Below are 21,613 nucleotides of genomic sequence, written 5' to 3'. Positions count from 1 at the left end.
ATGGCATCAATTAATCCTTATTTAGTCTTTAATGGAAATTGCGAAGAAGCATTTCTGTTTTATCAATCTGTATTTGGTGGCGAATTTCCATATGTTGGTAAGTTCAGTGATATGCCTGCCGGAGATGAGAATCCTACACTCTCAGAAGACGATGCAAACAAAATCATGCACATTAGTTTACCAATTGGTAAAGATTCTGTTTTAATGGGTAGTGACAGTAATTCTGCCAGCGGGGAGGTTACTTTTGGAGGAAATATGTCTATCTCCATAAATGCTGAAAGCAAACAGGAAGCGGATAGACTTTTTGATGGGCTTTCTGCTGGAGGAAATCCATTTATGCCAATGAATCAAACCTTTTGGGGTGCTTATTTTGGAATGTTTGTTGATAAATTCGGAATCCATTGGATGGTGAATTTCGACGAAGAGCAAAAGTGATTTTTTAGTTCAAACAAACGATATCACTTTTTTTAATTTTTATAGGTTGTTGGTGCAAATGTGATTTGCAAATTCCTCTTGCACCGCAACCCATTCTGTGCGGTCCGCAGGAACTGATAAAAAACAAAACAATCAGACTATAAAAAATAGTTTTCATTTTATACGTTGTTTTAAAACTGCATATTTTTCAATTGTTCCAAATAATCTCTTTGGTTTGATAATCTTGGAATTTTGTGTTGACCACCTAGTTTATCTCGGTCTTTCAGCCAATCATAAAACAAGTTTTCTCTCGCTACATTGATAACTAGCGGATTTAAAGTCATATTGTTGTAGCGTTTGGCTTCGTAATCAGAATTCAAAGATTGTAACGTTTCATCAAGTGCTTTTTGGAAAATCGCAATGTCAGTTGGTTTTTTCTTGAACTCGATCATCCATTCGTGTGCCCCTTTTTCTTTTCCTTGCATGAAAACGGGAGCAACGGTATAATCTACGACTTCGGTTTGAGTTATTTTACACGCTTTGGCAATAGCCTGATCCGTATTTTCGACCATTAATTCTTCGCCAAAAACATTGATATGGTGTTTTGTTCTTCCTGTAACCCGAATGCGATACGGATTTAATGACGTGAAACGAACGGTGTCGCCAATCATATAGCGCCATAAACCAGAATTGGTAGTGATTACCAAAGCATAATTTTTGAAAAGTTCCACATCGGCTAAACGAATCGTTTTTTGTTCTGGTGTTCCAAAAGTATCCATTGGAATAAACTCATAGAAAATTCCGTAATCTAACATTAACAGCAAATCACTGGAATTGTTTAAATCCTGAATGGCAAAAAATCCTTCGGAAGCATTGTATATTTCGTAATATTTAAAATCGGTTTTGGGTAGTATTTTTTGATACTGTTCTCGATACGGTTCAAAACTCACGCCACCGTGAAAATAGACTTCAAGATTAGGCCATATTTCCAGTAGGTTTCCTTTGCCGGTTTCTTCGAGTAATTTATTCATCAAAACCAACATCCAGGAAGGAACGCCGGCAAAACTGGTTACATTCTCGTTTCTGACTTCATTGATAATCGCGGGAATTTTAGTTTCCCATTCGCTCATCAATGAAATTTTGCTGTTTGGTGTGCTGCTAAATTCTGCCCAAATAGGCATGTTTTCAATTAATATAGCCGATAAATCACCAAAAAAAGTATTGTTGTCTTCGTAGATTTGAGAACTTCCGCCAAGGCGAAGACTTTTTCCCAAAAACATCTGTGAGTCTTCGTTATTATTCAAATACATGCACAATAAATCCTTACTTCCTTTGTAATGGCAGTCTTCTAAGGCTTCGTTACTTACGGGTATAAATTTACTTTTGGCATTTGTGGTTCCGCTGGATTTGGCAAACCATTTTATAGGAGTTTCCCAAAAAACATTTTGTTCGCCTTTTCGGGTACGTTCTATCAAAGGCTGTAATTCTTCATAGGTAGAAATAGGAACTCTTTCGCAGAACGTTTGATAAGAATTTATTGATTCATAACCATATTTCATTCCAATAACTGTATTTTCGGAAGACCGTATTAAATTCATTAATAATTCTTCCTGAACTTCATTGGGATACTTTAAAAAAAGCTCAATTTGATGAATTCGTTGTTTTAGAACCCAAGAAGCAAAAGAATTAATTATAGTTAAAGGCATTTTTAATTGGGAGTTATGAATTATGAGTTATGAATGATAACTTTACCAAAAATAACAAATTTTGTTTAACTAGAAGCGTTAAACTTGAAACTTTAAATAGAATGATATACGAAGGCGTACTCACCAAAATGCAAACCGAATTTGGAAATCCAATTCAATATTATTTGGTTTTTGAAAACAGTTTTTTGAACGTAAATCAACTCCTAAATAAAAACATTGAAATTAATTTTGTGGGCTATCAATGTTTGAATTGTGGGAAAAAGAAAAAAATATTCCGTCAGGGTTTTTGTTACGATTGTTTTTATTCGAGCCCGGCTGTTGGCGATTGGATTATGAAACCTGAATTGAGTACCGCTCATTTGGGAATTCAAGATCGGGATTTGGTTTACGAAGAAAAAGTACAATTACAACCTCATATTGTTTATCTGGCTTTGTCGAGTGAAGTAAAAGTGGGTGTGACCAGAAAGACACAAGTACCCACGCGCTGGATTGATCAAGGTGCCGAAAAAGCGATTTCAATTGTAGAGGTTCCTAATCGTTACCTGGCTGGAATTACGGAGGTTGCGCTAAAAAGTCATTATGCGGATAAAACCAATTGGCGTAAAATGCTGACGAACAATTTTGAGTCCGTAGATTTAATTGCTGAAAGACTAAAAGTCGAAAATCTGATTCCAACTGAAGTTCAGGAATATTTCTATTTGCAAAAAAATGATTTGTATGAAATGCATTATCCGGTTCTGGAATATCCAACAAAAGTGAACAGTTTGAGTTTAGAAAAATCACCAAATTTCAAAGGAAAATTGACGGGAATAAAAGGACAATATTTAATTTTTGAAGACGGAACGGTTTTTAATATCCGCAGTTCCGAAGGGCTTATCGTGCAATTGATTTTGTAATTTGGCTATTCTAAAATTTCATTACAACAAAAGAGGAATCGCAATTAATATGCGATTCCTCTTTTATTTAAAATACCTAAATCAATGATTATGGTGTTTTCTTCTTGTTAAACAAACCATTCAATAAATTGCTTGCTTTAGTTTTGATATCTTCTTTTTGAGTACTCGTTTTTGTGGTATCGGTTTCTGTTTTTTTGGTGTTACTCAATAATTTGTCTAAAGCAGAACTTCCTTGTTTGACTAATTTTTCTTTTTGCTGATTTGCAACTTGCATCGTCAGGTTCGTTACGGCGCTTTTCATATCCGTACTTATTTTTGGTTTTCCAAAATTCCCCGTTAAGTTCGCATTTATCGGTATGTTTTTTAATTTTTCTATATCGGCAGGATTTATTTTCGAAAATAAAGCACTGGCTTCTTTCGCAAGATATTTTGCAGGAACATCAAATTTTAGGTTGTAATTCATCGTTTGGTCAAAGCCATGAGTTCCGTCAATAGTGGCCTTAATATCTTGGTATTTAATATCAAAAGGTTTTACATTTACCTTTCCGTCTTTGAATGAAATTGCTGCTTTAATGTCATTTAAGTTCACTTTACTCATATCAATAAATTTCACATTAGAACTCAAAGCCGTCAGTAAAGTTGAGTTACTCGAATTTATTGTAGTCGAAAGCAGTTGGCCTAATAAATCTCCCGAAATTGATTTTAAATCAGGTGTTAGTTCAACAGCATCCAGATTTCCGTTAAGTTTTATCGTAGAATTTAGTTTTCCGTTGATAATTCCTGCTATTGGTGCAATACTTTTTAGCAGGTCTAATTTGGTAAAACTTTCTTTGATGTCCACTTGGTTTAACCCTAAATTCATGTCGAAAGTAGGCGTTTTTTCCTTGGTGGAAACAGCGCCATTTACTGCAATTGTTCCACCAAAAATAGATGTTTTTACGTTTTCTAAAGTTACTTTTTCATCTTTCACAATCAGTTTTCCCGAAACGGATTTCAAGACTAAATTATCATACAAAACCGTGTTGGCTTTTGCAGTCAGCGTACAATTCAGGAATGCCGGAATTTTCATGGCTTCTGCTTTTTTGGTAGTTTCTGTTTTTGTGGTTTCTGTAGGAGTCATAAAATCAGCAACGGCAATTTGGTTTGAACTCATGTTGAAATTTCCTTTCAATTCTTGATTTCTAAAGATAAAACCATAAAAATTTTCTAAAATTCCGGTTACGCTAATGTCGCTTTTTCCGGTCGTGGCGTTAAATTGTTTCAAATTCACCTGACTCGGATTGAATTGTACTAATGCTTTGCTGATGTTCATTGTTTTACCGTTTTCATCCGAATAGTTGAATCCCGATAAACTCATAGTTCCCGCATTATTGATGTTTTGGTATTGACTTTTTTCTACTGATTGCATGTCAAATTCGGTCCTTACATCCGCTTTTAGAATTCCCGATAATGGTTTGTCTACTTGTATCGGATAGGCTTTAGAAAGGTTTGATAAATTAATTGTTCCTTTTAATGCGGCATCGACCAAAGCATTTGTACTTATGTTTTTTATATTGGCTTTTGCATCAAAAACATCTTGATCTATTTGGAAAGAAAGCTGGTCTAAATTAACATAAGTGTCATTCATCACACCAGTTTCGTTGATTATTTTGGTATCGATTATAATATTCTGAACGGATTTTGGTAAATTAGGATATTGAAACGAACCATTATTTGAAGCAATTGCAATGTTAAATTTTGGAACAGTGGTGTCTGTCAGCATTCCTTTGGCAAAGCCAATAACAGTAAAGTCTCCCGAAGTTTTTACACCATCTAAACTTGATGAATAAGCAGCCGGAATCAATCCTAAAAAGTTTTTAAAGGAAGAAGTAGGCGTTTTAAATTTTAAATCATAAAGCTGTCCGTCGTCAACCATTTGAATAAATCCGTCGAATTCTAAAGGCAATTGATTGATCAGGGCTTTGTTTTCTTTGAATGTGTATTTGCTTTTGTTTAAATCAATACCCAAAACGGCATCCAGTGTCAGGGCTACATTTTTCATGTAATTTACTTTTCCCATATTCAGCGAAATTTTCGCGTTTGATTTGGTGTCTAAATCCAATATCGAATTGGTAAAATCGCCTGTTCCTTCGTGATTCAAACTATCAATGACCATTTTTATTTGGGAGCTTTCGTCAAAATAATGGAACTTAAAATTTTCAATTTTATACGATTGAATTTTTAAAGCTAAAGGTTTACTTTTAGAATTATCTTCTGCTTTTTCGTCTTTTAAAGCAATATCATAATTGCCAAGTCCGTCTTTATTGAAAAGAATATTGATGAATCCGTTTTTAGAGGTTATGCCTTGAATTTGCATCGGTTCATTTTTTCCTTTGAACAATTCCTTGATAGACATTTTTAAATTTAATTCGCCTAAAGAAACCAAAGTGTCACCTTCAAAAGGCGCTTTGTTGATGATTACTAATTGATCTAAAGTTACGGTTGCGTTCGGAAAATTTTTGAACAAACTTAAGTCTGCATCAGCAAATGACACTTTTGCATCGACTTTTTCATTAATAGCAGTGGCAATTTTTGCTTTTATTTGATCCTTAAAAAAATACGGAGCAGCAAATAAAGCTGCTGCAAATAATACGATTAGAATTCCTGTGATTTTTAAAACTTTCTTAAACATAATTTGGTTTTTTTAGACGTAAAATAGCAAGCAAAAAGCATACCGACTTTTGCAAAAATAGCTTTTTGTATTGGTGTTGATTTGTAAAATTTTCATAAATAAAAAACCCTTTCTGCGTTCAAAACACGGAAAGGGTTGTAATAGGAATTTTATTTTTTATTGAATATTAATTTCAAAAGGCATCAAAGCTTGAACGCCTTTTCGCGCTTGAAGTTGTTTGAGCTGTTGTATCAATTTGTAATTTTCTGCTCCAATTTCTTCTTTTATGAAACTTTCTTTAGATTTTGCAAAAGGGAAATTAGCTAAGAAATCATTGAAATTCTTCTCGTATTCAGGATAATTTTGAGTGCTGTAGGTTTTTATTTTTGCAATAGCCGCTGCTTCATGAATGGCATCTTCTAAACCTCCAATTTTATCGACAAGACCAATTTTTATGGCATCAGAACCAGTCCAAACTCTTCCTTGTGCAATGTTATCAACTTGTGCGAAAGTCATTTTGCGTCCTTCGGCAACATGCACAACAAAAGTTTTGTAAATGTGTTCGATACTTTCTAAAGTCACGGCTTTGAATTTTTCATCCAAAGGTACAAATGGGCTATAATCTGAAGCATTTTCATGTGTTCGTACTTGTTCCGTATTGATTCCATATCGGTTTGCAATTACTGTAAAGTTGGGTAATATCCCAAAAACACCAATTGAACCTGTGATGGTGTTGTTTTCGGCAAAAATTTTATTAGCATTACAAGCAATATAATAGCCTCCGGAAGCGGCATAATTTCCCATAGAAACGACTACTGGTTTTACTTTTTTGGTCAATTCAATTTCTCTCCAAATCAGGTCGGAAGTCAAAGCATTTCCTCCCGGACTGTCAATTCTTAGAACGATTGCTTTTACATCTTTATTTTTTCTGGCTTCTTGCAAAGAACGACGCATTGAACCTTCGCCAATTACGTTGACATCACCTTCACCACTTTGTATTTCTCCTTGGGCGTAAATAATGGCAATTTCATTACTAGTGTCCAGATTTATTGATGTTGTAACTGTTTTTTGAGTGTAATCTGTAATAGAAACGGTATTGTACTCTTCGTCTTTTGCTACTTTTAATGCTTTTCGGATAGCGTCATGGTAAACATCCTCATAAGCAACAACGTCAACTAATTTTTGCGCTTTGGCCATTTCTGGAGTTCGTGCCAAAAGACCGTTTGCAATTTCATTTAGTTTAGCAAGTGAGATGTTTCTGCTTTTTGAAATATCTGTAATAACGGAACTCCAAACCGAATTTAATAAAGCGGTAGTTTGCTCTCTATTGGCATCACTCATTTTGTTTTCAAGGAAAGGCTCTACGGCACTTTTGTATTTTCCATGTCGGATTACTTCGAGTTTTATTCCTGATTTATCTTGAAAATCTTTGAAAAACATTACTTCGGTAGACAAGCCTTTGAAATCTAATTCTCCCACCGGATTTAAGTAAATAGTATTGGCTACAGAATTTAAATAATATTCTTTTTGAGTATAAAAATTGGCATAAGCCATAACGAATTTGCCGGATTTTTTGAAACTTTCCAAAGCATCTCGAAGTGATTTACTTTGAGCCATTCCTATTTCGGAATTATTGTTCAGGATTGAGATTCCTTTGATGTCGTCATCTGTTTTTGCAGTTTCAATGGCATTGATAATATCGGTCAGGCCTATTTTTTTTCTTTCTGAAAAAACATCCATCCAAGGATCTTTATATTTTCCCGCATAATCGTTTGAGATGTGTTCTAAATTTAATTCAATTACCGAGTTGTTTTTTACTTCAACGCCTTCAGAATCTCCTCCAAAAATAGCTCCAATGAGTAGTATTCCAAAAAAGAATAGCATAAAAAAGATAAAAATACCCACTATGGTAGCTAATACATTTCCTAAGAATTTCATAATTTGTTTATTTGTTTATAAGTCGCAAAAAGGCTTTGAATGTTACAGTTTTAATTTTCAATTGTTTCAATTGAGTTCTCAATACCAATTGCAAATATATTGCTAATTCTAAAATTCTTTTAGTTAATTTGTATTCAATATGAAATCACAGCATCAGGTTATTTTATCTTTAGGAAGCAATCAAGGCAATCGATTAGAAAATATCGAAAGTTGCTTGCAGCTCATTCACCAGGAAGTTGGCACAGTAATCAGAGTTTCAAAGTTATATGAAACGCCTTCTTGGGGTTTTGAGAGTGCCGCTTTTTATAATTGTGCTTTGGTCATGCATACTTTTGATGCGCCGCATAAAGTTTTGAGCCAAATTTTAAAGGCTGAAAAAAAGCTAGGCCGTATTCGGACAGATGCGTCGGGGTATCAATCCCGAATTATTGATATTGATTTAATTGCTTTTGATGAGGAAATTATTGATTCTGAAAAACTTCAGGTTCCACATCCTTTGATGCAAAACAGAAATTTTGTTTTACTTCCCTTTCAGGATTTAAATCTGGACTGGAAACATCCGGTTTTCAAGAAATCTATTTCAGAATTACTTCAAATTTCTCCTGACGAAAGTGTTTGTAAAGTCGTTCAGGATTTAAAAAGTCCTTTGCAAAATATACCTTTAGAAAAATATAATTATATCGCTTTTGAAGGGAATATTGGAGCTGGAAAAACGACTTTGACGACAAAAATCGCTCAAGATTTTAATGCCAAAACGGTTTTGGAACGCTTTGCTGATAACCCCTTTCTACCTAAATTTTATAAAGATCAAAACCGATATGCGTTTCCGCTTGAAATGTCTTTTCTGGCTGATCGATACAAACAATTATCGGATGATTTAGCTCAATTTGACTTGTTTAAGGATTTTATTGTAGCCGATTATCATATTTTTAAATCCTTAATTTTTGCCAAAATCACTTTGGCAGAAGATGAATCCCGATTGTATCGCAACTTATTTGACATTATTTATCGAGAAATGCAAAAACCGGATTTGTATATTTATTTATATCAAAACACAACGCGCTTGCTGCAAAACATCAAGAAAAGAGGCCGAAGCTATGAGCAGAATATCTCCGAAGATTATTTAGACAAAATCAATACGGGTTATCTGGATTATATCAAATCACAAACCAATTTGAATGTTTTGATTATTGATGTTTCAGACCGTGATTTTGTAAAAAAACAGGAGGACTATCTTTATATTTTAGATGAAATTCAGAAGAAAATTAATCAATCGTAATTGAAGTAATTTATCTTTTCAGAGAAAAATGACCTCTCTTTTCAGGAGTGTTTTCATCCATTTTAAAAACATACCAATAATCAGTTGCGGGTAGAATTTCTCCGTTTACTGTGCCATCCCATGTTGGGTTTGTTGCATTCAGTCGTGTAATAAACTTCCCGTATCGGTCAAATATAGTTACTTCGGCATTTGGATAATTAATCAACCCTTTGATTTCCCAGAAATCATTATAATTATCGCCATTTGGCGTAAAAATTTTCGGTGCAATTACTACGATGAAATTTTCGGTTACAGAACTACAACCGTTTATTTCTCTTACTAATGCAGTTTGAAGTCCAGATGAAGAATTTAGAAAAACATTTGACGATTGATATTTCGTGCCATCTATTGAATATTCATAATAAAGGGCTGGATTTTTTAGATTTATTGTTATTGTTGTCTCATCAACAGTAATTGACTTTATTATAGGTTCTGGATTTTCTATAACAGTTATTGTTTTTGTGACAGTACAGCTTTCGGGTGCCGGGCGTGTTATGTCTACTGTGTATATTCCCGTTTCAAAAATTTCAATTGATTGAGTTTTTTCTCCTGTTGACCATAAATAAGTCATTCCTATTTCTGCTATTTTAGCGTCAATAGTTAGTTTGTTTGACTTGCAAATAACTAATTTTTCGTCTGGAATAATGGGTAGTTTATAGACAACTACTTCCACAGGAACTCTTGTTCCAGTTGTACATTTTTTATTTACAGCTTCTACATAAAATGTTGTATTTACGGCAATATCTCTTGTTATACTTGTTCCTACCGCAATTAAATTACTCCCGGTTGGCTCGCTATACCAATATATTGTCCCTTCCGTTGTCTTTGCGTCTAGGGTTATGCTTCCTGGTCCACATAAAGTAAATCTCGAATTAGTTGTAGTAATTACTGGAATATTATAAATAGTTGCTGTAACTGGAGTTCTTGTAGAGTATTTTTCACAAAATCCGTATTCAGTATCAATATAATACGTAGTGCTTTTTGAAATAATGGGTGTTGTAAAAGTAGTGCCTGTTGCTAAAGGAGTTCCGCCAGTTTCATTTTCAAACCAATTAATTGTTCCTAAATTGGAACTTGCTTTTAGAGATAAACTTCCCGATCCACAAGTAGCAGATTCGGTTGTACTTGTAATTTGTGGGATAGTAATTGAAGTGCTTGTTGCTATCTGTATTTCTGGATCACCCGGCATTCCGCCATATTCTACAATAAATCCATTAGCTTGTTGAGAGCCCTCAAATGATTCACCATAGTAATTAATGTCATTCCAAGATCCCCTAGTTCCTTTGCCATTATTATCTATAATAATAGCATAATCTTCGTCTTCTCTATATAAATTATAAATATCATTGGGTTCATAATAAGGAATTCCAAGATACCAGTTTGGACTGCTTCTATTCCAATTGACATAGTTAGTAGTTGAGCCAATACCGTGGGGATTAGAAGCAAATATTCCAGGAGCTGGTGTAGATTCTAGATTGTAAAAAAAAGTAATTCCTTTTTCGGGGCCAGTCATCCATTTCCATACTCCTTCTTCTCCTATATCAGATCCTCCAATCCATCCTATTCCTGATTGTTGAGTAGTAGCTATTTGGTTTTCATCTGCAGATAAAATGGTTACTAAATATCCTTTTAATCCGTTGTAGGTTCTTGCATTAGCTAAATCACTTGCAACACCCCAATCAATTCCTAAATTTGGAGCAATTCCAACACTTGGAACAAACTCATAAAAATGTTTGTTTGATGGCAAATAACTAAGTTTGTCGGTACTAATTGAAAAGGTTCTGTTTCCTGTTGGTTTATTAGATGAATTTGTATAAACAACATCTTTAATTGCTTTAATAAAATCAATATAAGTTACCGGAATATCTGGTGTTGAACTCGTTAGGGTTAATCTTCCAGTAGCTAAATCCCAAGTAGAATTTATTGTAGCATGTAATCCAGTGAGTGTTAATACGTCATGTAATTCGTTATATCCAGTTGAAATTTGAATATAGATTGCATCAGTACTTATGTCATCAGGGTCTGTGATAGAAATATCTGTCACAATATTCATAGAAGTATGTGGGCAGTATATTTGATTTCCAGTAGCTAGAATTACTGGATGAATATTATCTAAGAAGCTGTTATTTTTTTTAAATAAAGGAAATGATTTATGTCTGATGGTTTTGTATAAATAAGAAGTAGAATTAGTTTTTGAAGAGCAAATATAATTAGTGGAGTAAGCAATTTTAGAACCCAAAAAGAGCATCACTAATATTAATCTAAAAAAAATAACCTTTTTCATTTTTGTAAAAGTATTGATTTTCTAATTGTTAGTATTTTTTAGAATACTTAATTTTGATAAAAATACTTTAAAAATTATCTTTTCAGAGAAAAATGGCCTCTTTTTTCAGGAGTGTTTTCATCCATTTTAAAAACATACCAATAATCAGTTGCGGGTAGAATTTCTCCATTCACTGTGCCATCCCATGTTGGGTTTGTTGCATTCAGTCGTGTAATAAACTTCCCGTATCGGTCAAATATAGTTACTTCTGCCAATGGATATTTGACCATTCCTTTGATTTCCCAAATATCATTATAGGAATCATTGTTTGGCGTGAAAAATTTAGGAATACCTACAACTATAATTTCTTGCGAAACTACACCACAGTTATTTTTATCATTGATAAATATTTCGTGAATTCCGGCCGGTACGTGGTCGAAAAAATTAGAGTCTTGCCAAAGTCCATTGAGGTCATCCATACTGTATTCATAATCTCCGGGTCCTGATACATTTACAGTAACTGAATTGATGTCGTTCAGATCTATAATGTCAATAGATTCAATAGTTGCCGTATTTGAGGCGGTAACTGTAATTGTTCTTTTTCTGCTGCATCCAGAATTATTTATCACTTCAACCGCATAAACTCCAGCGCTATTTACACCTAAAGTTGGTAGATTAGTATTTAAATCAATTCCGTCTTTTGTCCAGATATAGTTGTAATTTCCTGTAGGAGATCCGTCTAGAATTCCTGCATTGAGCGTTACAAAAAAGGTAGGGAGATTGGAACAAATTAATTCATTTGAATCTCCATTTAAATTCAAATCAATAATTGGAACAGGATTAACAATAAAATTTAATGTTGTAGTTGCTGGACAACTGGTGTTTAAAGGGTTTTCAACTCTGGCAGTAATATTTTGAGTTCCTGTCAGGAATGGATTTGGTAAGGGACTTGGTAATGCGTTACTGTTTCCGTCAAAATATTTTACAATCATTCCGGTTTGCCCTCCCAGAAGAGTAGCTTCAAAACCAGTTGTATCAAAAGCAAATTTACCATCTTGATCTAATGGATTTGTTTCGTCATCACAAGCCGTAGTGGATGCAACAGGGATTGCTGTTATTTCAGGAGAATCATCTACAATAAATTCAATATCAGCTGTGTCAAAACACTGTAATGCATTCGTTAAAACCGCCTTTATTGTTTGTGATGTTGTGCTGAAATTAGCAGGAAATGGACTTGTGATCAAGCTTCCGTTTGCGTCTTTTAATGGATTATTGTTTTGGTCGAAATACGTAACAGTTATGCCTGTTTGCCCATTTATCAAAGTAGATTCTAATGAAGTAGTACTGAATGTGAATATTCCGTCTTGATTATCATCGCATTGTCTGGGTATAATTACGGGATTAGCAAATGGTAAAGCTTCAACATTTAAAGTTAAATATGGGCCTAAACCATAACAAGCATTGTCTAAATTACTGTCAACCCGTATCCAGATATCTTGAGAATTAGGATAGCCAATATTTCTATAATTTGAAATATCAATGATTGCATTGCTTTCAGCTAAAGCATCGGCTTCGTTTCTGTAGTAATTGATGCTGTAAATATCGGTTGATGGTAAAAGATTTTGTATGATGGTTTTAGATGCAGTCATATCGAAAGTAGTGATTCCATCTCTTTTGTCGTTATTGGCTGTGTCGTTTCCATTAGTATCTAAAAAATCATCACAGACAGGCGGTATTGTAATTTTATAGTTTGGATTGATGTTGGTTGCGGGAACTATTAATTCTATTTTGGAAACACTATAGCATCCGGTAATAGTATTGGCTACTCTTGACCAAATGCTCATCGAAGTTGGAGTTGTGTTTTCAAAGGCCAATTCGTCCAAGATTAAATCCGAAGCAATCGCGTTATTTGCTCCGGTTAAACTGGTATAATAAGTAAAAGTTTCATTCTGGTAATTTGCAGAAATCATATCGTTATTTACTGTTAAGTTAAAAAGAGTTTTCCCGTCCGAAATCAAGTCGGTATCACATTGCTTAATTGTGATGTCATTGAGAATCGGTAACGGATTAACAGTGAAATTTAAAGTTGTAGTTGCAGTACAGTTTGTATTCAATGGATTTGTAACGGTTACTAAAACAGTTTGGTTTCCAGTTACAAATGGATTTGGCAACGGACTTGGCAACGGATTGCTGTTTGCATCGGAATAAGTGACTGTCATTCCGGTTTGTCCTCCTAGAAGGGTGGCTTCAAAATTAGTTGTGTCAAAAGCAAATTTTCCGTCTTGATTTAATGGATTGGTTTCGTCATCACAAGCTGTTGTTAAAGATGCTGGAACGGCAAATGCTTCGGGTAAATCATCAACTATAAATGAAATATTTGTTTCATCAAAACAGCGTAAAGGCGAATTATCTGTTACAACGGCTTTTATGTTTTGGGTTTTTGTTGAAAAACTATTTGGGAACGGACTAGTAATTAAAATTCCGTTAACATCTTTCAAAGGATTATTGTTTTGGTCAAAATATGTAACTGTTACGTTTGTTTGTCCATTTTTTAAATTACCTTCTAAATTAGAGGTGTTGAATGTGAATATGCCGTCATGATTATCATCGCATTGTCTAGGGATTATAACTGAATTTGCAATAGGCAACGGATAAACGGTTGCTGTAATTAGCGTTCGATTTGTAGTACATCCAGCCTCTACATAAAAAGGGGTTGTTGCTGTAATAGTAGTGGTAAAAGTGTTACCGGATGCTATCGCTGTTCCGCCGGTTGTTGTAGTATACCAGCTTATCGTTCCATTTGTTGCATTTGCTTGAAGAGTAATATTTCCAGAACCACATCTTGAGCTTGGTGTAGTTCCTGTAATTTTGGGAATTATCAAGCTAGTACTTGCCGAAATTTCAAGAGGAGCTTCGCCAGGCATTCCTCCATATTCTACTATGTATCCTTTTGGAGCATACAATCCATCGCCTCCTATCTCCGGTAAATCATTCCAAGAACCTATAATTGAATCGGGGAGATTTGGATCCGTGATATGAGCATAATCTTCATTATTGCCGGAATTATTAGGTTCATTATTGTTCCAAAAAGCATATGTAAATGGCGTTCCTGCTTCTGGGCCAGTTACCCATCTCCAGAGACCTTCCGTTTGGGTGTCATTTCCGCCAATCCATCCTGTTCCAGGTGCTTGCGCTCCTGCTAATTGTGCTTCGTCAGATGCTGTGAGCGTGGCTAAATAGCCTTGCAGTCCATAATATGTTTTTGTTTCTGCGGCTGCTTTTGCGGCTGTCCAAGAAATACCCGGACTTGCAACGTACTCATAAAAGTGACCATTTCGAGGTAAATAATTAGCTTGCCCTACACCAACACTTATAGAGAAATTTCGAATTCCGGATGGAGAAAGGGACGAATTATAAAATTCAACATCTTTGATTGCAGCTTCAAAATCGGTATAAGAAACAGCCGCTCCTGATGTTATGCTGGATAGTTTTAGTTTTCCTTCTAATGCAATCCATTCTGATTTAATGGCCGGATGAGAACCGGATAACGAAAGTCTGTCTTGTCCATTTATATAACCTGATGAAATTTGAATGTAGATTGCATCTGTGTTTGGTTTTGCGAGATCGTACTCAATTTTTACATCAGTTACGATTTTTATATAGGTTTGTGGGCAGTATATTTGGTTTCCTGTTGCTGTGATTTTGGGTGGATTAATAGCGGTTGAACTAAGAGCTTTTCTTATTAAAAAATTAGAATTAGTTGCGAAAACAGCAGTTGAACTACTAAGTAAAAAGGCTAAAGCTATTTTGAAAAAATTATAAATTCTCATTTTATAAAAGTATTACCGTTAATGTTCAAAAAAAATTATCCAGGCCAATTCATTTTTTGAAATAAATCCCAAACCACAATGCCTGCACTTACCGAAATGTTTAAGGAATGTTTAGTTCCCAATTGAGGAATTTCTATAGCACCATCACAAAGTGCTACTGCTTCTTGTGATACGCCATGCACCTCATTACCAAAAACTAAAGCATATTTTTGTTTAGTATCGACTTTAAAATCTTGAAGAAAAATTGCACTCTCCACTTGTTCTATGGCAAGTGTTGTGACGCCTTCATTTTTTAAGTTTGCTATAACTTCAAGAACATTCTCGTGATGTTCCCAAGCTACAGTTTCGGTGGCGCCAAGAGCAGTTTTGTGAATTTCTTTGTTTGGAGGTGTAGCCGTGATGCCACAGAGATATATTTTTTCAATCAAAAAAGCATCTGAAGTTCTGAATACAGATCCGATATTGTGCAAACTTCGAATGCCGTCTAGCACCAAAATAAGAGGTGTTTTTTCTGATTTTTTAAAAGATTCAATAGATTTTCTATCGAGTTCGCTGTTTTCTAGCTTTCTCATATTTAAAATTATGCTTACAAAAAAAGCTTCCTAAATTAAAGGAAGCTTTTTGGGTGTATTATTTATGGAATCTAGCTTTTTGACGCATTGTCTGCTAAAACGGTTCCTTTTATAGTAAGTACTTTTGTTGGTTGTCCTTCAGCGTTTGAAGTAATTGTAACCGTTTTTGTAAATGCACCAACTCTGTCTGTAGCATATTTTACTCCAATTATTCCTTTTGCTCCAGGTGCAATAGGTTCTTTTGGACTTGTAGGTACTGTGCAACCACAAGAACCTTGAGCATTTGTGATGATTAATGGTTTGTTACCGTTGTTTGTGAAAACAAATTCACGTTTTCCATCAGCGTTGTGGGCAATAGTTCCGTAATCAATTACTTCGTTAACGAAAACCATTCCAGCACCATTTACTTTTGGAGTTGAAATTTTAGCAGTAGCTGCTTTTGTTTTTTTAGTAGTTTCTTGCGCAGTAGTAGTAAATGCACCTAATGCAACAAGCATTGCTAACGTTATTATTTTTTTCATATCAATTTCAATTAAAAATTATAGACAAATCTATATAAAAAATAGAAACTAGGTGCTAATATTTTCTTAAAAATATTTAAATTTTCGAACTGTTCTTTATTCGCTTTAAAATATATAAATTCGCTGACACATTTTTTTTCAATTTATTAAAGATAATTAATTTGGCAGCTAAAGATAAAGTAGTTAAGGAAACGCCTTTAATGAAGCAATATAATGAGATCAAAAGGAAGTATCCTGATGCTTGTTTGTTGTTTCGTGTGGGGGATTTTTATGAAACATTCGGTGAAGATGCGGTACGGGCCTCAAAAATATTAGGAATTGTATTAACGAAACGTGGAGCGGGTTCTGAAACCGAAACGGCTCTGGCGGGTTTTCCGCATCATTCCTTAAATACCTATTTGCCAAAGTTGGTTAAAGCAGGTCTTCGTGTAGCCATTTGTGATCAGCTTGAAGATCCAAAAATGACTAAAACCATCGTGAAACGAGGAGTGACCGAATTGGTGACGCCGGGGGTTTCTATGAATGATGAGGTTTTACAATCAAAAACCAATAACTTTTTAGCATCGGTTTATTTTGCCAATAAATCAATAGGAATTTCGTTTCTGGATGTTTCAACCGGAGAATTTCTTACGGCACAAGGAAACGCAGAATATATCGATAAATTATTGCAGAATTTTAATCCCAGTGAAGTCTTAATTCCTAAAAATAACAAGAATGATTTCAGGGAAACTTTCGGAGATGATTATCATAGTTTTTATTTAGAAGATTGGATTTATAAAGAAGATTATGCTTTTGAAGTTTTAACTAAGCATTTTGAAACCATTTCTCTAAAAGGATTTGGAATCGAAGAATTGAAAGAAGGAATAATTGCTTCGGGCGCTATTTTGTATTATTTGTCCGAAACGCAACATAATAAAGTACAGCACATCACGGCAATTCAACGTATTGCCGAAGATGCTTATGTTTGGATGGACCGTTTTACCATTCGAAATTTAGAATTATATCACAGTTATAATCCAAATGCAGTAACACTTTTGGATGTTATAGATAAAACGCTTTCGCCAATGGGTGGTCGTTTGTTGAAACGATGGTTGGCATTGCCATTGAAAGACAGTGCTAAAATCCAAAATCGCCATCAAGTAGTTGCGTATTTAAAAGAAAATCAAGACGTTTTAAAAAATATTCAAAAGCAAATCAAACAAATTTCAGATTTAGAACGGCTGATTTCCAAAATTGCTGCGGGTAAAGTTTCGCCAAGAGAAGTTATTTATTTGAAAGAATCACTAGATGCAATTATTCCAATAAAGACTTTGGCTTTAGAAAGTCCTCAAGAAGCTGTAAAAGTAATTGGCGACAGTTTGCACAGTTGTGAATTATTGCGAGAAAAAATCAAAACAACCTTAAATCAGGATGCACCTGTTGCTATTGCAAAAGGAAATGCGATTGCCAAAGGAATTAATGCGGAATTAGATGATTTGCGCGCTATATCTACTTCTGGAAAAGAATTCTTAGAAGGGATAGAAAAACGGGAGTCGCAATTAACGGGTATTTCTTCTTTGAAAATTTCTTTCAATAATGTTTTCGGGTATTACATTGAAGTTCGGAATATGCACAAAGACAAGGTTCCAGCCGAATGGATTCGAAAACAAACTTTGGTAAACGCAGAACGATATATTACTGAGGAATTAAAAGAATACGAAACGAAAATCCTTGGTGCCGAAGAAAAAATCCATAAAATAGAAGTAGAGCTGTTTGAACAATTAGTGAGTTGGATTGCAACTTACATAAAGCCGGTTCAAATGAATGCTAATTTAGTAGCGCAATTGGATTGTTTGTGTTCGTTTACGCAATTAGCAATAGAAAATAAATATGTTTGTCCGGAAATTGATGATACTTTCGAGCTCGAAATCAAAAACGGAAGGCATCCTGTTATCGAAAAGCAATTGCCTGTTGGAATGCCATATATTGCCAATGATGTTTTTTTAGACCGAGAAACGCAACAGCTTATAATGATTACTGGGCCTAATATGTCTGGAAAATCGGCTATTTTGCGTCAAACTGCACTAATCGTACTCTTGGCTCAAATGGGAAGTTTTGTTCCTGCAGACAGCGTTAGAATGGGAATGGTAGATAAAATATTCACCAGAGTTGGAGCGAGTGATAATATTTCGATGGGTGAGTCTACTTTTATGGTCGAAATGAATGAAACAGCTTCTATCTTGAATAATATTTCCGATCGAAGTTTAGTACTTTTAGATGAAATTGGAAGAGGAACCAGTACGTATGACGGAATCTCTATCGCCTGGGCAATTGCTGAGTTTTTGCATGAGCATCCTTCACGACCTAAAACCTTATTTGCCACGCATTATCATGAGCTGAACGAAATGAGCGAATCGTTACCTAGAATTCAGAATTATAATGTGGCTGTCAAAGAATTAAAAGATACAGTTCTTTTTATCAGGAAATTAGTAAAAGGAGGAAGTGCACATAGTTTTGGGATACATGTAGCGAAAATGGCTGGAATGCCCCAAATCGTAATCCTAAAAGCACAGAAACTATTAAAGAAACTGGAGAAAAATCATTCTAGTGATGCGTTAAATGGAATCAAAGCAGCCAAAGACGAAATGCAGATGAGTTTCTTTAATTTGGATGATCCTTTGTTGGAAGAAATCAAAGAGGAGATTTTAAACTTGGATATTAATACAATAACTCCAATGGAAGCCTTGATGAAATTGAACGAAATCAAAAGAATGTTAACCCGGAAATAATTTCTTTGGTTTTAAAGTTTACGTTATCAGAATGTTAACTTTAATCTGTAATTTTTTTCTAAAAAAGGCTTGTGTAATTCAATAAATGTCTTAAATTTGCATCCGCAATACAGAACAAGTATCGTAGTTCTTTTTAAGAATTGAAAATGCGAAAATAGCTCAGTTGGTAGAGCGCGACCTTGCCAAGGTCGAGGTCGCGGGTTCGAGCCCCGTTTTTCGCTCCAACATCATATAATGCTCGGATGGTGAAATTGGTAGACACGCTGGACTTAAAATCCAGTGAACAGCAATGTTCGTGCGGGTTCAAGTCCCGCTCTGAGTACAAAGAAAGCTTCAAACTATGTTTGGAGCTTTTTTTATTTTATAAGAGTTTGTAATTATAAAAATATAAAAGTGTATTCTGGACATTGTTGTTTAGAATCTAAAATCTAAAATTTCATGGGCGCTTTTGTAATTAGTAAACGATTCAATGATGAGTATAAATTTGTGTTCACTTCCAGGAAAGGAAAAACGATATTTACAAGTTTGAGTTATGAACTTAAGTTTGAGTGTGAGGAAAGTATAGAGCGTTTTAAATTGAGTATCGAAACTGCAAATTTTGTAAAGGTTAAAACGTCAAGCGGGAAGTATTTTTTTAGGCTGCTTTTGGCTGAAGAGCTTTTTGCTGTAAGCAGGAAGTATACAACAGAATTACGTCTTCAAAAAGGGATAAAAGAGATTGTGCAATATGCTTCTAAATCGGAGATATTAGATTTTTCGGAAGGTGGTTTTGTGTTTCCGGACTAAAAGATTTTTGGATATTGTATTTAAAGTCATTTTGTTTGCAATTTGACTTTTTTTATGTGCTGTATTTTGGGTTTTTAAAGCACAAAAAAAAGCCGTTACACGAAAGTGAACGACTTTGATTTTTTGATGTAATTAAAAATTACTTAGCTTCTGGAGCAGCAACAGCAGCAGAATCAACAGCAACAGCAGCAGTATCAGCTACAACAGCAGCAGAATCAACAACTACAGCAGTAGTGTCAGCAGCTACAACTTCTTCAGCAGGAGCTTCAGCTTTTTTACATGATACAACAGTTAAAACAGCAACAACAGCTAAACTTAAAAATACTTTTTTCATCTTAATTTTATTATAAAGGTTAATTATTAATTCGTGGCAAAGATATAAATTTTTTAATATGTAAAATATTTTTTTATTTTTTTTTTAAAAATAATATTTATCACCAACGGTTTTTATTGTAACAACTACTATGCCAAAAAAAGAATTTCGTAAAATAAATGGCTATAATTGGGTAATTAATTTTATTGGGGATATGTTTTTAAGAAAATGATGAAAATGATTCGTTTTTGGAAAGTTGAAAAAAAATCTAAACTATTGAATTTTAAATAGGTAATACACGTCTTTTTTTCTGGTTTTTAATCAGATTTTTTGTTTTTGAATTAAAAATAAAACAACAATATAAGGATTGATTCAAATCTGATTTTATATCTTTTTCAAGATGGTGTTTGTAGCTCCTCGGTTTTCTTGAACAAAAGCACTACAGATTAGTCCTTTTTGAGCTCTGATTGTGTCGTTTTCAATTAATTCTAGGAAAGCATTTTCCATCTCTTTGAGATTTGAAATTACCGTGCAGCCTTTTAGATTGACCAAGGCGGTTGCTTCTGCAAAATGAGAATAGTTTGGCCCAATAACTATGGGTACGCCAAATGTTGCGGGTTCTAATATATTATGAACGCCAGGATTTCCAAAACCGCCACCCACGTATGCGATATCTGCGTAGCTGTAGATTTTAGTCAATATTCCGATGGTATCAATGATGAAAACGTCATATTCGTTCAGGTTTTTATTTTCCTTTTCGGTAAATAAAACGGTCTTTTTAGTAATGCTGTTTTTTAATTGCTCAATTTGAGCTGGTTTTATATTGTGCGGGGCGATTATAAACTTTAGGGGTTGATTTTGGGTGTTTATAAAATCAATTAATAAATTCTCGTCTTTTGGCCATGAGCTCCCTATTACAATTGTTAGTGTGTTATTCTTGAATTCCGAAATAAATTCTAAGGAATTGTCTTTTTCTAAAATGGCTGCAACTCTGTCGAAACGCGTATCGCCGGAAACGGCTACATTTGTTTTTCCAAGTTGTAACAATAAGTCTTTAGAATTTTGATTTTGTACAAAAAAATAGGTGAATGTATCCAATGCTTTTCTGTAAAAGCCGCCGTACCACTTGAAAAACATTTGATTCGGTCTAAAAATTCCCGAAATCAGATAGGTTGGTGTATTTTGTTTCTTGAGTTCGCTTAAATAGTGGAGCCAATATTCGTATTTGATAAAAAACACAAAGTCAGGATGGACCAATCTCAAAAATTCCTGCGCATTTTTTTTGGAGTCTAAAGGCAAGTATACTGTTGCATCAGCTATGGTGTTGTTTTTGCGAACTTCATATCCCGAAGGAGAAAAAAAACTGACAATGATTTTATGGGAAGGATATTTTTCTTTAATTTTTTCGATGACTGGTAGGCCTTGTTCATATTCGCCGAGAGAGGCGGCATGAAACCAAATTGTTTTATCCGAAGGTTTTATTTTTTGTTCTAAAATCGGGAAAACTTCTTTTCGTCCAGCTACAAAAAGTTTTATTTTTGGGCTAAAAACAGACACGACTTTTAGTAAATATCCGGCTATAAAAACGACAATGTTGTAGGCAAAAAGCATATTTGAAATTTTGTGGCTAAAATACGT

At 34.4% G+C, this 21,613-nt stretch carries 15 protein-coding genes and 2 tRNA genes; 7 read left to right on the top strand and 10 right to left on the bottom strand.

Going from position 1 to position 21,613, the window contains the following annotated elements; all coding sequences use genetic code 11:
• Positions 1-435, top strand: a complete 435-nt coding sequence (locus O6P34_RS02415; protein WP_269685740.1) for a VOC family protein — start codon at positions 1-3, stop codon at positions 433-435.
• A gap of 4 nt (positions 436-439) precedes the next feature.
• On the opposite strand, the gene O6P34_RS02410 is transcribed toward O6P34_RS02415, so the two are convergent.
• Positions 440-592: a hypothetical protein gene (locus tag O6P34_RS02410; RefSeq protein ID WP_269685739.1), complete on the bottom strand. Its 153-nt coding sequence runs from the start codon at positions 590-592 to the stop codon at positions 440-442.
• Between the two features lie 13 nt (positions 593-605).
• A complete protein-coding gene (locus O6P34_RS02405) occupies positions 606-2,120 on the bottom strand; it encodes a GH3 auxin-responsive promoter family protein (protein ID WP_269685738.1) in 1,515 nt (504 codons plus the stop codon).
• 101 nt (positions 2,121-2,221) lie between these two features.
• Here O6P34_RS02405 and O6P34_RS02400 point away from each other — a divergent pair, with 101 nt between their 5' ends.
• A complete protein-coding gene (locus O6P34_RS02400; RefSeq protein WP_269685737.1) occupies positions 2,222-3,016 on the top strand; it encodes a DUF2797 domain-containing protein in 795 nt (264 codons plus the stop codon).
• Positions 3,017-3,104: 88 nt separating this feature from the next.
• Here the strand turns inward: O6P34_RS02400 and O6P34_RS02395 are convergent, their stop codons facing one another.
• Together O6P34_RS02395 and sppA are read right to left on the bottom strand one after the other, a co-directional pair.
• A complete protein-coding gene (locus tag O6P34_RS02395; protein WP_269685736.1) occupies positions 3,105-5,687 on the bottom strand; it encodes an AsmA-like C-terminal region-containing protein in 2,583 nt (860 codons plus the stop codon).
• A gap of 156 nt (positions 5,688-5,843) precedes the next feature.
• A complete protein-coding gene (gene sppA / locus O6P34_RS02390; protein WP_269685735.1) occupies positions 5,844-7,604 on the bottom strand; it encodes a signal peptide peptidase SppA in 1,761 nt (586 codons plus the stop codon).
• 139 nt (positions 7,605-7,743) lie between these two features.
• Here sppA and folK point away from each other — a divergent pair, with 139 nt between their 5' ends.
• Positions 7,744-8,883, top strand: a complete 1,140-nt coding sequence (folK, locus tag O6P34_RS02385) for a 2-amino-4-hydroxy-6-hydroxymethyldihydropteridine diphosphokinase (RefSeq protein ID WP_269685734.1) — start codon at positions 7,744-7,746, stop codon at positions 8,881-8,883.
• Between the two features lie 10 nt (positions 8,884-8,893).
• Here the strand turns inward: folK and O6P34_RS02380 are convergent, their stop codons facing one another.
• The 4 genes from O6P34_RS02380 to O6P34_RS02365 all read right to left on the bottom strand — a co-directional run bounded on the left by O6P34_RS02380 (position 8,894) and on the right by O6P34_RS02365 (position 16,108).
• Positions 8,894-11,206: an Ig-like domain-containing protein gene (locus tag O6P34_RS02380; protein WP_269685733.1), complete on the bottom strand. Its 2,313-nt coding sequence runs from the start codon at positions 11,204-11,206 to the stop codon at positions 8,894-8,896.
• Positions 11,207-11,280: 74 nt separating this feature from the next.
• Positions 11,281-15,015, bottom strand: a complete 3,735-nt coding sequence (locus O6P34_RS02375) for a T9SS type B sorting domain-containing protein (RefSeq protein ID WP_269685732.1) — start codon at positions 15,013-15,015, stop codon at positions 11,281-11,283.
• Positions 15,016-15,050: 35 nt separating this feature from the next.
• Positions 15,051-15,587, bottom strand: a complete 537-nt coding sequence (locus O6P34_RS02370; protein ID WP_269685731.1) for an RNA methyltransferase — start codon at positions 15,585-15,587, stop codon at positions 15,051-15,053.
• A gap of 71 nt (positions 15,588-15,658) precedes the next feature.
• Entirely contained in the window at positions 15,659-16,108 is a 450-nt protein-coding gene (locus O6P34_RS02365; RefSeq protein WP_269685730.1) for a DUF1573 domain-containing protein, read from the bottom strand.
• Positions 16,109-16,269: 161 nt separating this feature from the next.
• On the opposite strand from O6P34_RS02365, the gene mutS reads away from it, so the two are divergent.
• The 4 genes from mutS to O6P34_RS02345 all read left to right on the top strand — a co-directional run bounded on the left by mutS (position 16,270) and on the right by O6P34_RS02345 (position 19,662).
• Positions 16,270-18,876 (top strand): DNA mismatch repair protein MutS, encoded by a 2,607-nt coding sequence (gene mutS / locus O6P34_RS02360; protein WP_269685729.1) that lies wholly within the window; start codon positions 16,270-16,272, stop codon positions 18,874-18,876.
• A 148-nt stretch (positions 18,877-19,024) separates the two neighbouring features.
• Positions 19,025-19,100 (top strand) — tRNA-Gly (locus O6P34_RS02355).
• Positions 19,101-19,112: 12 nt separating this feature from the next.
• Positions 19,113-19,198 (top strand) — tRNA-Leu (locus O6P34_RS02350).
• Between the two features lie 116 nt (positions 19,199-19,314).
• Positions 19,315-19,662, top strand: coding sequence for a YegP family protein (locus O6P34_RS02345; protein WP_269685728.1), 348 nt, complete (start codon positions 19,315-19,317; stop codon positions 19,660-19,662).
• 139 nt (positions 19,663-19,801) lie between these two features.
• Here O6P34_RS02345 and O6P34_RS02340 read toward each other — a convergent pair whose 3' ends face one another.
• Positions 19,802-19,996, bottom strand: coding sequence for a PG1828 family lipoprotein (locus O6P34_RS02340; protein ID WP_269685727.1), 195 nt, complete (start codon positions 19,994-19,996; stop codon positions 19,802-19,804).
• 363 nt (positions 19,997-20,359) lie between these two features.
• Positions 20,360-21,586, bottom strand: a complete 1,227-nt coding sequence (locus O6P34_RS02335) for a 3-deoxy-D-manno-octulosonic acid transferase (protein WP_269685726.1) — start codon at positions 21,584-21,586, stop codon at positions 20,360-20,362.
• Between the last annotated feature and the right edge of the window lie 27 nt (positions 21,587-21,613).

It is taken from the genome of Flavobacterium lacustre (assembly GCF_027474525.2).
Lineage (GTDB): Bacteria > Bacteroidota > Bacteroidia > Flavobacteriales > Flavobacteriaceae > Flavobacterium > Flavobacterium lacustre.
This window is presented reverse-complemented; position numbering and strand designations above follow the sequence as displayed.

Bases quoted from the DNA above. Each gene is read 5' to 3' on its own strand.
- O6P34_RS02415 (WP_269685740.1), top strand. From the start codon at position 1: ATGGCATCAATTAATCCTTATTTAGTCTTTAATGGAAATTGCGAAGAA.
- O6P34_RS02410 (WP_269685739.1), bottom strand. From the start codon at position 592: ATGAAAACTATTTTTTATAGTCTGATTGTTTTGTTTTTTATCAGTTCC.
- O6P34_RS02405 (WP_269685738.1), bottom strand. From the start codon at position 2,120: ATGCCTTTAACTATAATTAATTCTTTTGCTTCTTGGGTTCTAAAACAA.
- O6P34_RS02400 (WP_269685737.1), top strand. From the start codon at position 2,222: ATGATATACGAAGGCGTACTCACCAAAATGCAAACCGAATTTGGAAAT.
- O6P34_RS02395 (WP_269685736.1), bottom strand. From the start codon at position 5,687: ATGTTTAAGAAAGTTTTAAAAATCACAGGAATTCTAATCGTATTATTT.
- sppA (WP_269685735.1), bottom strand. From the start codon at position 7,604: ATGAAATTCTTAGGAAATGTATTAGCTACCATAGTGGGTATTTTTATC.
- folK (WP_269685734.1), top strand. From the start codon at position 7,744: ATGAAATCACAGCATCAGGTTATTTTATCTTTAGGAAGCAATCAAGGC.
- O6P34_RS02380 (WP_269685733.1), bottom strand. From the start codon at position 11,206: ATGAAAAAGGTTATTTTTTTTAGATTAATATTAGTGATGCTCTTTTTG.
- O6P34_RS02375 (WP_269685732.1), bottom strand. From the start codon at position 15,015: ATGAGAATTTATAATTTTTTCAAAATAGCTTTAGCCTTTTTACTTAGT.
- O6P34_RS02370 (WP_269685731.1), bottom strand. From the start codon at position 15,587: ATGAGAAAGCTAGAAAACAGCGAACTCGATAGAAAATCTATTGAATCT.
- O6P34_RS02365 (WP_269685730.1), bottom strand. From the start codon at position 16,108: ATGAAAAAAATAATAACGTTAGCAATGCTTGTTGCATTAGGTGCATTT.
- O6P34_RS02345 (WP_269685728.1), top strand. From the start codon at position 19,315: ATGGGCGCTTTTGTAATTAGTAAACGATTCAATGATGAGTATAAATTT.
- O6P34_RS02340 (WP_269685727.1), bottom strand. From the start codon at position 19,996: ATGAAAAAAGTATTTTTAAGTTTAGCTGTTGTTGCTGTTTTAACTGTT.
- O6P34_RS02335 (WP_269685726.1), bottom strand. From the start codon at position 21,586: ATGCTTTTTGCCTACAACATTGTCGTTTTTATAGCCGGATATTTACTA.